The sequence below is a fragment of the Desulfosporosinus shakirovi genome (assembly GCF_020595055.1).
In the GTDB taxonomy this organism is placed as follows: Bacteria; Bacillota; Desulfitobacteriia; order Desulfitobacteriales; family Desulfitobacteriaceae; genus Desulfosporosinus; species Desulfosporosinus shakirovi.
On the sequence record NZ_JAJDOO010000006.1, the window covers coordinates 50,343 to 64,783 of the forward strand.

Below are 14,441 nucleotides of genomic sequence, written 5' to 3' on the forward strand. Positions count from 1 at the left end.
CCAAGGGGTCCACCTGAACGTCACAAACTTAACACATGATGCACCAAAAACGGAGCAGCTATCGACATATAAATGGCGGCAATGCCCATGGCCACACCGGACATGGACCCCTGCACCATTCCCTCAGCCAGAGCTGAGGCCGTCCCCTGACCGTGAGCTGTGGTTCCGTAGGCCAACCCCCGCACCAGCGGGTTGCGCACTTTTAATAAATTAAGCAGAAAGGGCGTCAGAAAGGTCCCAATCATGCCGGTAACAATCACGAAAACCGAGGTCAGCGTGGGATCGCCGTTTAAGATCCCTGAGACGCTGACGGCAATGGGCACAGTGACGGATTTGGGAACTAAGGAAGTGACAATGAGCTTATCCAGCCCCAGAAATTCCGCCACCCAAACGGTGGTGACGATATTGGCCGTGGTTCCCACCACAATTCCGCCCAATACCGGCAGGATATTCCTGCCTAGGATCTCTTGGTTCCTGTAAAGGGGGATGGCCAAAGCCACGGTGGCCGGCCCCAACAAATAGGTCAAAATATTCCTGGCATCCTGGTACTGGCTCACCGTAATTCCGGAAAACCAAAAGACAGCAATGATCAAGGCAGTGCTCAGGAAAACCACATTGAGAAAAGGATTGGGGTAACGCTTATTAATGAAACGACTGAAGACATAAGCGCCTAAAGTAACAGACATGGTCAGCAATACTAGCAGCAGATTCATTTAAACTCCCCCTTTGGTCGCACACAGCCGGACTAGCAATCCGGTCACTGAATTCATAACTACTACACATACTGCCGTGCCCATAACAATCGACAATAAAAGCTGGGCTCCGCTTAACCGGAACAGACCTATCCACTGCATCAGCCCAACGGCAATGGGTATAAAGAAAAAGGCCAAATGTTTCAGAAGAAAATCCGCTCCTTCCTCAATCCAGTGGATCTGAACCACCCCCGTCAGCAGTAGCAAAAAAAGGATCAGCATGCCCAAAACATTGCCCGGCACCGGGAGATGGCTTAACTCCGCCAGCCAGTTTCCCAATTGATAGATTGCCCAAAGCAAAGCAATCTGCACCATAAAACGTAACCCCTGCCTCATGAACTCTCACCTCTTTCTTTCCTAGAATTAATTGTATAGTCCTAATTTTCATTTGTAAAATAGATAGTTGCCATTCTATCTATTGATGAAATCGATTTATAGAAATTTCCTTTTGAACATACAATCTGAAAACCAAAACCCAGACAAAAGGAGCCTTACGCCCGGCGTAACGCTCCTTCTTCACAATCATTTAAAAACCCCTATAAATTTATTGTACCGATACTCATATTCCCTTTGATCATCTCAACCAGATCCCTATTATCTTCATAATTTTGACTGACCACCCAATCGGCTAACCTTCAATGTTATGGTTTTCCCCCGAGCCGGTCAACTTTTGGCAAAGAATCCGGTGGCGAACTGCAGCCATAAATTAGCCGCATGGGACATGGACCGCCCCCGTTTCCAGATGATGAACATCTGGTGAATTATCTGCGGGTTGGTCACCGGGATCACCACAAAGCGGCGGGGGTCCAATTCTCGGCAGGCGGCCCCCGGCAGGAAGGCGATACCCAAATCAGCCGCCACCATCTGGGTCATCAGTTCAAACTGGGAAGTCTCAAAGATAATGTTGGGCGCAAAGCCCTCATTTTTGCACTTGCTGATAATCTCATCATGCAGGCTGAATTCACTGCTGTATAGGACAAAAGGTTCACCGGCCAGGGAGCGGAGATCCAGGGATGCCGCTTTGCTGAGTGGATTCCGGGCTGAAACGATAACATACAGCGGATCTTCGGCAAAAGCAAAGGAATCAAAATACCGGCCGTCCGGTACGCTGCAGACCGCCCCCAGATCCAGAGTTCCGTCCAGAATATCCAGGATGACCTTTTTCGACCCGTGCTCGGAAAGACTGATTCCGATTTGCGGGTATTTCTTCTTAAATTCCCCTAGCAATTCAGCAAACAGGGTGGTACCGGTAATGGGCAGCAGGCCGATGGAGATTTTGCCCCGTTCCAGTTTAAGGCGGTTTTGAAATTCGACGGTGAGATTGGCAAACTTGGTTACGATCTCCTGAGCCTGGTCCAGAAAGACTGCCCCTGTATCCGTCAATTGCACGTATTTGGAGGTCCGGTTAAAGAGCGGAGTACCCAGTTCCCTTTCCAGATCTTTGATCAGCTTGCTGATGGTAGATTGGGTCACGTGACATTTTTCCGCAGCTTTGCTAAAACTCTTCTGGTGAGCCACTTCCACAAAATACTCCAAATGTTTGATCTCCATGGTCACACCTCCCAAACCCTACCCAAGGCTACCTATCTTTACTCCAGATTATAATGAACACGCAGAAATGATGCAAGCTCTTTGCCGTCCAAACTTGATTTATCTCCTTATCATTTTCGATAATTCAAAGAAAATCGACAAAATATGTTGACAAATATATTTTTCATTCGTACAATATCTTTAACACTTGATATACTTTATATCCAACATATATTTTACATTTCCCATAGACAAAGACCCATTACTTGCAGAGGAGGTGTATTTATGAGGCTTTTAAACGATGTAACAGAAACAATTGGTTACACTCCAATGGTGAACCTATCCAGAATTACCAAGTCATTTGGCACAGAAGGTCATATTTTTGCTAAGTTAGAATACTTAAATCCAGCAGAAAGCTCGCTGAATGCGAGGGGATATTTGCAGGTTTCTCATCCGGAGCAAACGTATGTGCTGCCCTTAAACTATTATCCGCTGCTGAAAAAGGGAAAAATATTGTGGTGACACTGAATGACAGTGGACTGAAATATCTGAGTACCGATTTATTTCAATAATTCAAATTAATATTGATTGGAGACTATGATGATGACAACTAGCATTAGCAGAGATGAAGCTTTGGAATTACTTATGAAATATAACAAAGATCCCTTCCATATTTTGCATGGATTAACCGTATCTGGCGTAATGATGTGGTTTGCCGACACCTTGGGATATGCCGGCGAATCTGAATACTGGGGGATCGTCGGGTTACTTCATGATATTGACTATGAAATGTACCCAGACCAACATTGTATTAAGGCTGAAGAATTATTACGGTCAGCAAATGTCAGCGCTGAAATGATATATTCTATTTCCAGTCATGGATACGGAATATGTGTTGATATTAAACCCATACACTTAATGGAAAAGATACTCTATGCCACAGATGAACTCACAGGATTAATCAATGCCGCAGTCAAAATGCGTCCGTCCAAAAGTTCACTGGATTTAGAGCTTTCCAGCTTAAAAAAGAAATTTAAAGATAAAAAATTTGCCGCAGGCTGTTCCCGAAATGTCATCCAACGAGGAGCAGCGATGTTGGACTGGAATCTCGATGAGCTTCTGGAAAAAACCATATTGGCAATGAGGTCTTGTGAAGAATCTGTTAATCAGACAATGAAGAATTTAGAGCTAACCTGATCCTATTTCCTTTAGCCTGTAAACTTCAAACTTCCTGTGAATCAGATGCTTGTCCTCTTTAGCATCTGATTCATTGCTTCATGAAATCATTTTGTAAGGAGGTCCTTAAATGAATTTAAATGCAATAATCGCAGCAAATCTGAAACGTCTTCGTTTGGCGAGAAGCCTGAGTTTAGGGCAGTTGGCAGAACTATCCGAGGTCAGCAAAGTAATGCTTAGCCAAATTGAAAAAGGTGATTCCAATCCAACCATCAACCTGCTGTGGAAAATTGCCAACGGTTTGAAGGTACCTTATACTTCATTGCTTGATGATCAGGACAATAACCCGGAATATATTTCACAACAACAAAGAACAGAGCAGCATGATTCGGAGGGTCACTATCGAATCTACAAATATTACAACAGCACTCCCACTCGTAATTTTGAATTATTCATGATAGAACTTGATCCTGGAACTGAGCACACATCTGTTGGCCATTCAGAGAAATCCTACGAATATGTTGTTGTTTTGGAAGGTCGTCTTTGTTTAGGGACTAATGAGAGTGAATACCATTTGAACAAGGAAGATTCTATCTGTTTTGACTCTGCAAATCCCCATGTCTATACCAACAAAGGAGATTGTATAACGAAGTCCATCATCATTAATTACTATCCGGTGTAACCTTTCCAGGATAGCATGGGAACAATTGACCTTTATGTTAAACGCAATTCATACTGCAGCGATTCAGAAAAACCTTCCCCCCATTTAGTCGCATGATATAAGGTTTGCAGCGGTACCGTCGTTTTCCCGGTTACAAATTAAGGTGGTGCAGAACAATGTCCGCTTTATCACGCCTGACCGCTACCCAGTAGCGGCTGATCATTCCTTATAGCATACTGAATAAGCATAAAAAATACCCTCCAAACCCGTAAGTCTGGAGGGCTTAACCGGGAACCTACGCGGAACGACAGTATCGTCCCCCCAGCTATATCTCTATACAATCCAGCATAGCTGCTGCCTGTTTTATCAAATCCCGCCTCTTCGCCGGAAGCGCAGCAAGGAACTTTTGCAAACACTGGCCTAGTACAATTTGGCTTTCCCTTAGCTCATATTGATCTAAGGCAGAGGGCATCGGATGTTTTTTTACCAGGGCTGCAATTTCAGCAGGGTTTAACTCCCTAAAAATACTGAGAATTTCTTCTTCGCGAAGTTCCGCATCCAGTAAAATATCCTCTAAATCGACAAGGGAGTGTATTCCACCTTTGATCAGGGCTTTCTTGTCAGTCAGATAACGGCATTGCCTAATTTCTTCTAATACCTTACGATATTTTTCATCCTTCATCTTCTCTCCAAAGGAAAAGATGAGCTGCCTGTTGTTTTCCGGATATTTGGGGAGGATGAACACACGATCCAATGTTTGCAGCAGGACTGCGTTTTCTATTACCGCAGCAATTTGAGGCAGACTGACCCTTAGATATCTTTTTAAAGGCTCGGTCAGCTTCAGCAGTCCGCTCAGTTGACTTACAGCTTCCCTGAGAATTCCCTCGATTTCGGTTCTTCTTTTGCCACGAAATAAATCATTTAGAATTTGGATAGAAGAAGGTGCCATCTCCAGTCTGTGGACATCCCTGCCGGAAAGGATGCATCCGATTGCCGCAGATAACACCGGTTCATAAATATTAACGAGCAGCTCTTCATAATCTTCATCGTATCCACAAAGCAGATGATGAACATCCTCTGCTGAGAATTGCGCGCAAAATAGATTTTCGTAGTAGATGCACTCTAAATACTTCTGTATAAACTCAATCCCAACCAACCGTTCCATTGGATGATGAACAGGATAGTCTGCAGTGATATGAATTTCCTGTGCGGCAAATTCTGGGTAATATAGCTTGAAAAAGCCTTTTATGCCGTCCACAATAGTGGAGCGGTAAAACACATTTTCGGTTTGCAGCAAATTACCGATAATTGAAGAGTGCAGGATTTTGGTTGACTTTATCAGTCCGTCGATACGCTTATGTCCGGCTTGATATAGAGCGTACATGCTTTCTTTTTGGATTGCTGCCACTGCTTCATCGGGGTTAGGATAGGTCTTTAACCATACACCAACGGTGAACATAATGGAGGTTAGAAGACTCTGTGCTCCTTCTACTCGGATTGAGCTGCTGCCCCCGCTGTTATACCTCTCAGTTTGCTTTGCCAAAAGTGAGAGGCAGTCAAATTGTATTTTTTCAAGCTGTGCATCTGACAACATCCCCCACATATAGGCTTGCTCAAGTAACGATTTGAAATAATATTCACTGCTTAATGTTTCCCTTTTGATTCTGCAGATCTTATCAATATCTGCCATATTCATCCTCCTCCTCCGCATCCAATTGGATAGCATGGTCTGCATAATCCGGAGCATAACCATAGCGCAAGTTTCGGGCAAGCTTATATAGTTCCCGCCCGGATAGCAGTTCAAGAGAACCTTGGCATATTCCATTAAAAGCATTTTTCATATATTTGATCAAGTCGTCATCGCCCATCAGATCAAGAGTTTCGTTCTTGTAATAATAAAATGTTTCTAAAAGCTCATGCAAGGTTTCTTCATAGTTATGCCTTGAAAGATAAGGTGAGTTGCAAAATTCCTTAATTATCTTGTCAATCACACCGCCACCGAATTCAATCCGGCCATTTTCCTTTAATGCAAAAGAGCGAGTTTCAACCAAGGCGAGAGCCTGTGCCTCTGTCAGAACAAAACCAAATTTCACAGTCAGGTCGTTGCATTTCATGACTTCGTTGACAGCTTGCTTTTCTACCAGAGCGCCGCTGAACAGGGATAATTCAAAGGCCATAAAAAATATTCCTCCTCCCATTTAAAAAGCAGTATTGACAACGCAGGCAAGGTGTGATATGATAAAATTAAGTGTATTATATTCTTAGACAACGAAACATTATACAATCATAACTTCTCTTTGTCAAGATGAAGCAGACTATTTTTATGGTTTGCTTTTTTATTTTCACGAAAAATATAGCCCCTATTTTAATACTCGGTACCCAAAAGACACTTTGATTTATGACCTGTTTATAAAAACAAAGGCATCCATTTATTATCTGGTGCCTTTGTTTATTTCTGTGTGAAATTGTCATTTCAATGGTCAGATCTCCCTAATCTCCAAGCCGCGCTTTACGCCCGCATTCCGGTAGTTATGGCTGTTCTTATCAAGATTCCTGCCTGACCATGATTGCCGTAAAGTTATTAAATTCTTTACAATAGTCTTTACATGCAGAACGGCATATTGTCATTCGGTTCAACGCATATATTTTCTTCACTTTATCTCAATTAAATTGGTTAATATACCTGTCCCAGCTCCAATATCTGAGATAACAGTATTTTTTGAAAACCCCAATTCATTGACAAGATAATTGATAAACTCCTTTGGATATGTCGGGCGATATTTAATATAGTCTGATACTTTATTGGAAAACTTTTTTTACTATTCATCTTTACCCCTTATATAGTATTTTTTTCATAACCTTGATACTTTTATATCCCCATTTCGGGTTTCCAGCTCAATGGATACAGTGGGGGATGAACCGACAATACCGGCAGCGGTATTGCCAGTGACGGCAAGCAGGTCAGCAAACGAGGTATCAATAGAACCTTCTCTTGTTGTTGCGGAAAATTTAAACTCCAGCTGGCTCGGAAGTCCGAAGGTAAGGCTTCCATTTTTAGAATAAGCGGAAATGTCGCCTGTCACATCGGTAAAGGACGCCTTTATCGAACCTTCCCCAGAAGCATTGAAAGAACCGTAGCCGGTAATATCGGATATAGCCAGCTTCCCGCCGGTAGATTTGTAGGTGAATGAGCCATTTGCATGATTAATCGTAGTGTTGGCGCTGGTGGACTGAATATAAATGGTGTCCATATCAATCGTGTCAAAGGTTAAATTGCCACTTGTGCTAACAATTTTTAATGCAGACGCAGTAAAGCCTTTCCCTTCTGCTCTGCCGCTTGTTGTGGTAATGTTAATAGCCGATGCTTTTATATCGGACACATTTATCATCCCGCTCGTTGTATCAACACTAAAATTCCCGGACAAATTCAGAGGAATTTTAGTATCTACGGTTCCGCTTGTAGAGTGCAGGGATAGGCTGTCGCTATAATCCTGGGGAATACATAGCTCAATGTAAGATTCAAAGCCGGACCGCCTTGGCCGATCACCTTCTGTTATGAGCAGTTCTCCATTTTGAATGGTTGTTCTGGCGTAGTAATTCTTTTTATCCTCATTCATGTATTCTTTCAATACGACCTTATCGCTTTCGCTTTTTAAAACGTAAATATCATCCGCATCATAATCAAGCCGTATGCTTTGAAAATCCCCGATGTCGAACGCAAGAGTGTTCACAAGTGATATTGCTTTCTGATTGCCGCAACCCGACAGGGCTCCAATGAGCAAAATACATACAAGTGCAACAGATAATATATTGGGCTTCATAAATATCTCCTCCTTCTATTGATTGAATCGTTCATTCAATTTAATAGTATATTTTCACGGAGCCCGCGCTCCGTAAAAAATAGTTTATCCTTTATATGCGTGAAGTAGATTATCCATACACACGCTCTTGGACACTTCGAACGGAATATCCTTTTGCACCTCGAAGGCATCATTCGTGATGTGCATACCCCACCATGACAAGGTTTCGATGATGAGCCGTGTGCAGTACTCAGGATGTTCTACCTTTCGGAAGGTTCCTTTCCTCATATAAAGCGTAATATACGATAAAACCTGATCATAAAATTTCCGCCGATATTCTTTATAATGGATTGTCAGTTTTCCTAAATTATCCGGATTCTTTTCAATCACCAGACAGCCAATACTATATTTTGAAATGACATCAAAGGCATCAGACAGCATTTGTTCCAAAGGATAATCTGCAATATTGTCAAGATGCGCTGAAAAAGCTTTTGTATTCCTTTCAAAGGCATCCATAATCTCATTATCCAAGGAATCAAATATTTCCGAACATACTGGCAACTCGAATTCCTGCGTTATAAATGCCGGATCAATTGTACCTTTCATAATAAAGCTAAGAATATCTCGTTTCCCTGTAAAGTATACATACAGCATTCCTGTTGATAAGCCAATCTCTTTTGCAATGTCTTTCATCTGGGTTCTGGCATACCCCTTATTGATAAACAAGTGGCTGGCTGCGTCAAATATCAATTCCATTCTATTTTCCATCATACACCTCGAATAATTGAACGAACGGTTCATTTAATAGCATTATAAATCTATTTCTTTAGAATCGTCAAGCCGTTTGTTTATTCGAATGTTTGTCCGACTCCCAAAGTATGAGTTAAGGATACCCTCCAAACCCGTAAATCTGGAGGGCTTATTAGCGATGTTCAGGCATGGAAAGAGTCCCGGCAAACTCACGTTTTTTTGTTGGGTTTTGTCCTTTCTCATCAATGTGCAAATTAACATCTTGGTTAAAAAAAACACTGTTTTTTTGGCCGCCTTGCCAGACGCTGGACACTTTCTGCATTGAATACTCCTCCTATTTCCATGACAGCCTGCAGCTAAGGTTTCGAGGTGATCTGTTTATCGCGAACTGCCGGCTAATCCCTTGCGTTTTCGATGAGTCTTAGTTTTTCAGTGTCCCGGGCTGGAGATGAACCGAAGAAGCGGGAGTACTCCCGATTAAACTGTGAGGGACTCTGATAGCCGACTTGATATGCGGCACCGGCTACAGCATAGCCCTCAAAGGCAATGAGGTTTCTAGCCTCCAAAAGCCTTAATTGCTTTTGAAATTGAATCGGGCTTAAACCCGTTGCCCTTTTAAACTGACGGTGAAACGTATTTATTGCCATCCCGGATTTTGCTGCCATCTCACTGATGTCTACCTGCCTCGTATAGTTAACGCGAAGCCATTTTACAGTCTGAGAAATCCTGGAGAAATTACTTTCTTGCAAGCCAAGCTGCCTCAGATACCATCCCTGGGGTCCCATCAGAACCCGATAAAGAATCTCCCGTTCATAAGCCGGGGCAAGAGCCGGAATATCTCTTACTGTTCTCGTTAATCGCAATAAGCGCAGCCATGCCTCCATCAATTCAAAGTCTATTTTACAAGCTCCGAAATGTTCAGAAGCAGTTGGAATGAGATCTTCAGGAAGATCTCTCAATAAACTCTGAAGGACAGTCTGATTCAGCTCAAGACCAAGAGACATGTAAGGACGGCCCTCACTGTCCGGATGTACACTCGCCGTTGCGGGAACATGCAGCGGCAACACGTAATATGAAGGCCCTGCCATAATAGTGCTGCGCTCCCCAATGGAAAGAATCTTTGTTCCTTGAATCGTAAAACCAATCATTGGCTTGTAGAGGGCTGCAAGTTGATGGGCGGGAATGTCTCCCTTAATCATACTTAGCCCCGGTACTCCGGTTTCCATGGGTCGAGTGCCTGCTTCTTTCATCAGATCGATAATTTCATCTAAAACGTTATTCATATCCATAGTCTATCACACGCCTTGCTGTTTTCCAATACAAGACTGAAACCTCGCGGCATTTTCAGGCTATTTTTATATTGACACAGCAGATAATACAGGTGTTTCAAAATCGTCATTGGTGGTTTTAGGCAATCAAAGGGCACTATTGGATCTAGGTTATTTGAGCAGAAACGACTAAAATAGAATTCAGATCGGACAACAAAAAGGAGGACCTTATGAAAATAGCAATCGTAACAGGCGGAAGTAACGGCATCGGCAAAGCGACCGCCCTTGAGCTTGGCAAGCGCGGAATCAGCGTCATTCTCACCTACAATTCCTATCAGGATAGAGCAGAAGCTGTCGTTAAGGAGGTTGAGAAGAATACAGGAGTTCGAGCTGCAGCACTGAAGTTGGATCTGACTCAACTATCAACCTTCGAAGGTTTCGTTCTGGAAGTGAAAAAGAGCCTCAAAGAAATTGGGAACAGAACGACGTTTGACTATCTAGTTAATAATGGCGGCGTTGGCGGGCCCATGATGTTCTCTGAAATGAGCGAAGAGTACTTCGACAAGATTCTAAATACGAACTTCAAGGGACCCGTTTTTTTAACTCAACTTCTCGTCCCCTTCATGGATGATGGTGGAGCCATCGTCAATACCACGAGTACAGCCAAAAACCAATCTTTTCCCGGCTACTCCGCCTACGGCTCCATAAAAGCAGCCTTCTCCTCTTGGACCCGCTACATTGCCAAAGAACTGGCCCCCCGCAAAATCCGGGTCAACGCAGTTTCCCCCGGTCCTACCCACAGCAATTTTGGTGATGGAGCATTCGACAAACATCCTGAATTTATCCAGCCGCTGGCTGAGCAATCTGTGTTTGGCCGAATCGGCCAACCCGAAGATCTTGCCAAGGTGATTGTGAACCTATTGTCCGATGATTTCGGCTGGGTTACAGCCCAGGACATTGAAGTGTCCGGCGGACATTTGCTTTAAGAAGGTTAAGAAAAATTCGGCAGTTTTGAGGAGAATAATCTGGATTAGTCACTTCAAAACGCCGAATTTTACATTTAATTTCCCGAAAGTATTAGGCAAACATCTACAAAGGACGAGTGGTTCCCAAAACTGCCCCGAACGGGTTGAAAGGCTCCGCGGGCAGCAGTTCGCTGCGCATACCTACGTCTTGGGCTTTAAGCCGTCGGAACAAAAGCGCTTGCCTAAACCCGTTATCAGCTTTCTTAAAACTTTAGCATAAAATCCGTTCATCCTTTCCGCATTCCGAAGCTCATAAAGCAGATACAGATAATCCACACCCTCATCCTTGCAATAGCTGTACAGTACTTCATCTTTCTCTTTGTAACGGTAATACTTGATCATTTAGAACACCTCACTAGAATAATGTTGATTTTCCCGGGCTGAACTCTCTTTTTATGTAAAAAGAGAGTGGTTAAATCCTTTTCATCGGACTTAACCACTCTCCTGATAAATGCTCTTAAGTATAATCCTTATACCGGACATCATCGTATCAAAGAAGGTCATCGAGAAAAGTGAAACTTGAGTAACCAGAATCGGAAAAAGTATGATCAAAAACTGCCCGAGCTTTTCTTTAATAGAATGGGTTTACTCCATTTCAGGTAACCGTTGGGAAGACGTCTCTAGTGATGCTGTTGTAGCAGTACCACATCTAAATAGAGGCGTCTTTTTCCTTTCTTCAAGGATAACGTCATGGTCATTATATTCGTCAACTTAGGGCCAGGCAATACCAGCAGCTTTTGGACTTTTTAATTCAGCGTCAACACCAAGGAATAGAAATAAAAAAACAAAGGCATCCGTTTATTATCTTAGTGCCTTTGTTTTTTTCTGTGTGAAATTGTCATCATGCTGTCACCGGTTTCCCGCATCTATCGTTTTTCTGAAATAAACTACTGCAACTTAAAAATTCGGCGGTTTTGAGATGACTAATCTAGATTAGTCAGACCTCAAACTGCCGAATTTTTAAACATCCAGACCTTGGCATCTACCAATTGACCCAAGTGACTTTTGATGTTAGTTAAACAATTCCACCGCTTTTCTAGCGATCCTTTCCCCAAATATTTTTGCTCGCTCTTTTTGACCATCATCCCCATCTTTAATGCACACAGCTCCATAATGAATAAAAGGCTGTCCCTCAGCAACTCCTGAAGAGTAGACCAACATACCTTTTACCAACATCTCAGCAATCATGGAGATTTCCGCCACCTCTGCACCACCGCCAACATAATTTGCTGTAGCAAAAACAGCTCCAAGTTTTCCTCCGACATTTTTAGCTGTATCTAACCATTGCTTTAATTGCCCTGCAAAGGTTCCCGCAATCGTCGGCGACCCAAAGATAACTGCTTTGGCTTCGGTCAAGAAGTCATCGTCAATTGCTTCGATGGACATACTTTTGACTTCGACTTTTTCAATTTTCTTTGCACCTTCAGCTACAAGATCTGCAACCTTTTGGGTATTACCAGATTTACTGTAATATACAATAGCTATTTTCACAAAATCCCCCTCCTTTTGAACACTATTCTAATACTATTTCCATTGCTTGGAAATAGTTATTCAATGAGGATAAGCAATTCTAACCAGTATATACAAAAAAACGGGATTTACAGGGGCTGCAGTTCTGTTGAGGAAGAAATTAGGCCTAACGCTCTGCTTTATTTATTGAGTTATTCCAAGTATCTAATGAAAAGGGATTTTTTTGGCATTCCTCTAGAAACTTCTTAAACGATTCTTCATCTTCCCTTTTTTGCTCTTCATCAATAGTCACCATCATTTTTAATTTTTCACAAGAGATGACACCATGATTCTGATATTCTTCAATCACCCGCTCAATGGTATTAGTATCAAATTCCGGATCATTTTTAAACACCGAATCATCAAAACCTTCGGGTAACCTATAGGTCGTATAGTCATTAAAGAGCATGACTTCCATATGAGTTTCAGCTTTTCTAAATTCAAGGTTGGTTAATTCTGCAAAGCTTTCAAGGCAATTCTGATCATAACTTTGAGAAATAATATTCTCTACAAACAATCGTACTACTTTATCCCCCAGGAAACCTCCATGAAATTCCAGAATCATGGATTCCCTAGACTTTTCAATAATCCGAATTTTTGCTTCGTGAAAACCTGGCCAACTTCCCTTGAAACCTTTTACTAATTCATCCGAACCTTCTATCATTTCAGGAGCTAAAATTAAACTCATTTCTGCCGGACCACAGGGAATATGGGGACGTTCCTCCTTATTATGCAGGTACATAAAGGCGTTACTATTGAGAAAAAGAAGATAGTTACCATATTCATCCTTTCCTTTTTCAACGACAAAACCTTCCTGACATAGTTGATTTGCAAATTTCAGCTTATATTTATATGCCATCCCGTAATTACCTAAAAATTCTTCGTCCAGCCAAATTCTGTCTGATACCGCAGAGATATTTCTTTGCACTGTTCCGGTACCGTCTTTATTGTCAGTAACTATTGTATGGCTTTTGTTCTGAATAAAGGATTTGTTGTCCTCAGCTCTTATTACCTGCATGAATATTTTCCTCCTCTAAAAGCTATTGTGAATATAAAAAATCCCTCTCAATTCTCTTGAACCTTTCGCTAAGTTCTTGTTCCAGACATTAAGCATCAAATTTCCAAGATATAATTCCACGTCTTTTCTACATTTCCTCTTAAGATAAGATTCCTCTAAATGGGACGCTGCCGGCAAAGGCATCCAACTAGCTGGCGGCTGAAGCCGGTACCACTTTCTGCAATTTTCCGGAATTGGCGGTGCCTGTGGCAGATCGCGTCGACCTCCACGCAGTGCATATACCTCTAATGCTTCTAAATTATTTCAGAAAGACCACTAATAAATTCGATAATTTTTTTTAATTCTTCAGCAGTAAAACGATCTAGAAACAGGTTAGCCCTTTGATATAATTTTTCATGGAGTCTTTCATGAACTAAAAATACTTCTCTTCCAAGTGGAGTTAACAAGTAAAATATTTCCTTTTTATTCCCTTCTTGGCGATATATTTTAATCAGTTTCTTTTTTAACAATTTAGAACTAATTTTTGAAATGCCACCTTTTGTTATATTCATCTTTTGTGAAATTCCAATTGCATTAATTAACGGATTTCTTTCAATACAATCAATAACATGGCACTCTGTTAACGTAATATCTGATATATTTTTATATTGCTCTTCTCCTAGTAATTCTTTAAGATATTCATTCTCGTGGTTTTCCATATTAATTTTGTTTATAAAACGGTCAAAGTTTACAATAAGCTCTCTTTTCAATTTTTGTTCTCTCTCTAAGTTGTTCATAAGCTTTCTCCTTACAATGAATAGTATCGGGTATATTTAGAAAAGAAACGCTACATTTCTGTAAACTATTATCATTATACCAGATTTGAATTATTTGAAAACATCATGTTTAACAATGGTTGACAAGGAAACTATTACGAGGTATACTCACAATAGTTGACGAGGAAACAATTATA

At 41.7% G+C, this 14,441-nt stretch carries 17 protein-coding genes; 4 read left to right on the forward strand and 13 right to left on the reverse strand.

All coding sequences use genetic code 11. The features are described from left to right. Nucleotides 1-20: 20 nt before the first annotated feature. From LJE72_RS06985 to LJE72_RS06995, 3 genes are all read right to left on the reverse strand, one after another. The gene (locus tag LJE72_RS06985) at nucleotides 21-713 is read right to left on the reverse strand and encodes an LrgB family protein (protein ID WP_229246905.1); all 693 of its coding nucleotides are present in this window, start codon (nucleotides 711-713) and stop codon (nucleotides 21-23) included. After that, nucleotides 714-1,088 carry a CidA/LrgA family protein gene (locus LJE72_RS06990; protein ID WP_229246906.1) on the reverse strand — a complete coding sequence of 125 codons (375 nt, stop codon included), beginning with the start codon at nucleotides 1,086-1,088 and terminating at the stop codon, nucleotides 714-716. A 327-nt stretch (nucleotides 1,089-1,415) separates the two neighbouring features. Beyond that, nucleotides 1,416-2,303: a LysR family transcriptional regulator gene (locus LJE72_RS06995; RefSeq protein ID WP_229246907.1), complete on the reverse strand. Its 888-nt coding sequence runs from the start codon at nucleotides 2,301-2,303 to the stop codon at nucleotides 1,416-1,418. A gap of 264 nt (nucleotides 2,304-2,567) precedes the next feature. Here LJE72_RS06995 and LJE72_RS07000 point away from each other — a divergent pair, with 264 nt between their 5' ends. The 3 genes from LJE72_RS07000 (at nucleotide 2,568) to LJE72_RS07010 (ending at nucleotide 4,140) form a co-directional block, all read left to right on the forward strand. Further along, nucleotides 2,568-2,804, forward strand: coding sequence for a hypothetical protein (locus tag LJE72_RS07000; RefSeq protein WP_229246908.1), 237 nt, complete (start codon nucleotides 2,568-2,570; stop codon nucleotides 2,802-2,804). An 81-nt stretch (nucleotides 2,805-2,885) separates the two neighbouring features. Further along, nucleotides 2,886-3,479, forward strand: a complete 594-nt coding sequence (locus LJE72_RS07005; protein WP_229246909.1) for a hydrolase — start codon at nucleotides 2,886-2,888, stop codon at nucleotides 3,477-3,479. A gap of 109 nt (nucleotides 3,480-3,588) precedes the next feature. Continuing rightward, on the forward strand, nucleotides 3,589-4,140 hold the full coding sequence (locus LJE72_RS07010; RefSeq protein WP_229246910.1) for a helix-turn-helix domain-containing protein: 552 nt from the start codon (nucleotides 3,589-3,591) through the stop codon (nucleotides 4,138-4,140). 304 nt (nucleotides 4,141-4,444) lie between these two features. Here the strand turns inward: LJE72_RS07010 and LJE72_RS07015 are convergent, their stop codons facing one another. From LJE72_RS07015 to LJE72_RS07040, 6 genes are all read right to left on the reverse strand, one after another. Continuing rightward, nucleotides 4,445-5,809, reverse strand: coding sequence for a DUF6179 domain-containing protein (locus LJE72_RS07015; RefSeq protein ID WP_229246911.1), 1,365 nt, complete (start codon nucleotides 5,807-5,809; stop codon nucleotides 4,445-4,447). Then, nucleotides 5,796-6,296, reverse strand: coding sequence for a DUF6323 family protein (locus tag LJE72_RS07020; RefSeq protein ID WP_229246912.1), 501 nt, complete (start codon nucleotides 6,294-6,296; stop codon nucleotides 5,796-5,798). Before LJE72_RS07020 ends, LJE72_RS07015 begins: the two co-directional genes overlap by 14 nt. Before the next feature lie 675 nt (nucleotides 6,297-6,971). Then, complete coding sequence (locus tag LJE72_RS07025; protein WP_229246913.1) at nucleotides 6,972-7,940, reverse strand: DUF4097 family beta strand repeat-containing protein; 969 nt, start codon at nucleotides 7,938-7,940, stop codon at nucleotides 6,972-6,974. 84 nt (nucleotides 7,941-8,024) lie between these two features. Continuing rightward, nucleotides 8,025-8,675 carry a TetR/AcrR family transcriptional regulator gene (locus LJE72_RS07030; RefSeq protein ID WP_229246914.1) on the reverse strand — a complete coding sequence of 217 codons (651 nt, stop codon included), beginning with the start codon at nucleotides 8,673-8,675 and terminating at the stop codon, nucleotides 8,025-8,027. Nucleotides 8,676-8,841: 166 nt separating this feature from the next. Beyond that, complete coding sequence (locus LJE72_RS07035) at nucleotides 8,842-8,991, reverse strand: hypothetical protein (protein WP_229246915.1); 150 nt, start codon at nucleotides 8,989-8,991, stop codon at nucleotides 8,842-8,844. Between the two features lie 73 nt (nucleotides 8,992-9,064). Further along, nucleotides 9,065-9,958 (reverse strand): AraC family transcriptional regulator, encoded by an 894-nt coding sequence (locus tag LJE72_RS07040; protein WP_229246916.1) that lies wholly within the window; start codon nucleotides 9,956-9,958, stop codon nucleotides 9,065-9,067. A 209-nt stretch (nucleotides 9,959-10,167) separates the two neighbouring features. Here LJE72_RS07040 and LJE72_RS07045 point away from each other — a divergent pair, with 209 nt between their 5' ends. Continuing rightward, nucleotides 10,168-10,923, forward strand: coding sequence for an SDR family NAD(P)-dependent oxidoreductase (locus tag LJE72_RS07045; protein ID WP_229246917.1), 756 nt, complete (start codon nucleotides 10,168-10,170; stop codon nucleotides 10,921-10,923). A 180-nt stretch (nucleotides 10,924-11,103) separates the two neighbouring features. Here the strand turns inward: LJE72_RS07045 and LJE72_RS07050 are convergent, their stop codons facing one another. From LJE72_RS07050 to LJE72_RS07065, 4 genes are all read right to left on the reverse strand, one after another. Beyond that, nucleotides 11,104-11,304: a hypothetical protein gene (locus tag LJE72_RS07050; protein ID WP_229246918.1), complete on the reverse strand. Its 201-nt coding sequence runs from the start codon at nucleotides 11,302-11,304 to the stop codon at nucleotides 11,104-11,106. Between the two features lie 669 nt (nucleotides 11,305-11,973). Continuing rightward, complete coding sequence (locus LJE72_RS07055; RefSeq protein ID WP_092330711.1) at nucleotides 11,974-12,453, reverse strand: flavodoxin family protein; 480 nt, start codon at nucleotides 12,451-12,453, stop codon at nucleotides 11,974-11,976. Nucleotides 12,454-12,598: 145 nt separating this feature from the next. Next, nucleotides 12,599-13,399, reverse strand: coding sequence for a hypothetical protein (locus LJE72_RS07060; protein WP_229246919.1), 801 nt, complete (start codon nucleotides 13,397-13,399; stop codon nucleotides 12,599-12,601). A gap of 383 nt (nucleotides 13,400-13,782) precedes the next feature. Then, the gene (locus LJE72_RS07065) at nucleotides 13,783-14,265 is read right to left on the reverse strand and encodes a MarR family transcriptional regulator (protein WP_229246920.1); all 483 of its coding nucleotides are present in this window, start codon (nucleotides 14,263-14,265) and stop codon (nucleotides 13,783-13,785) included. Between the last annotated feature and the right edge of the window lie 176 nt (nucleotides 14,266-14,441).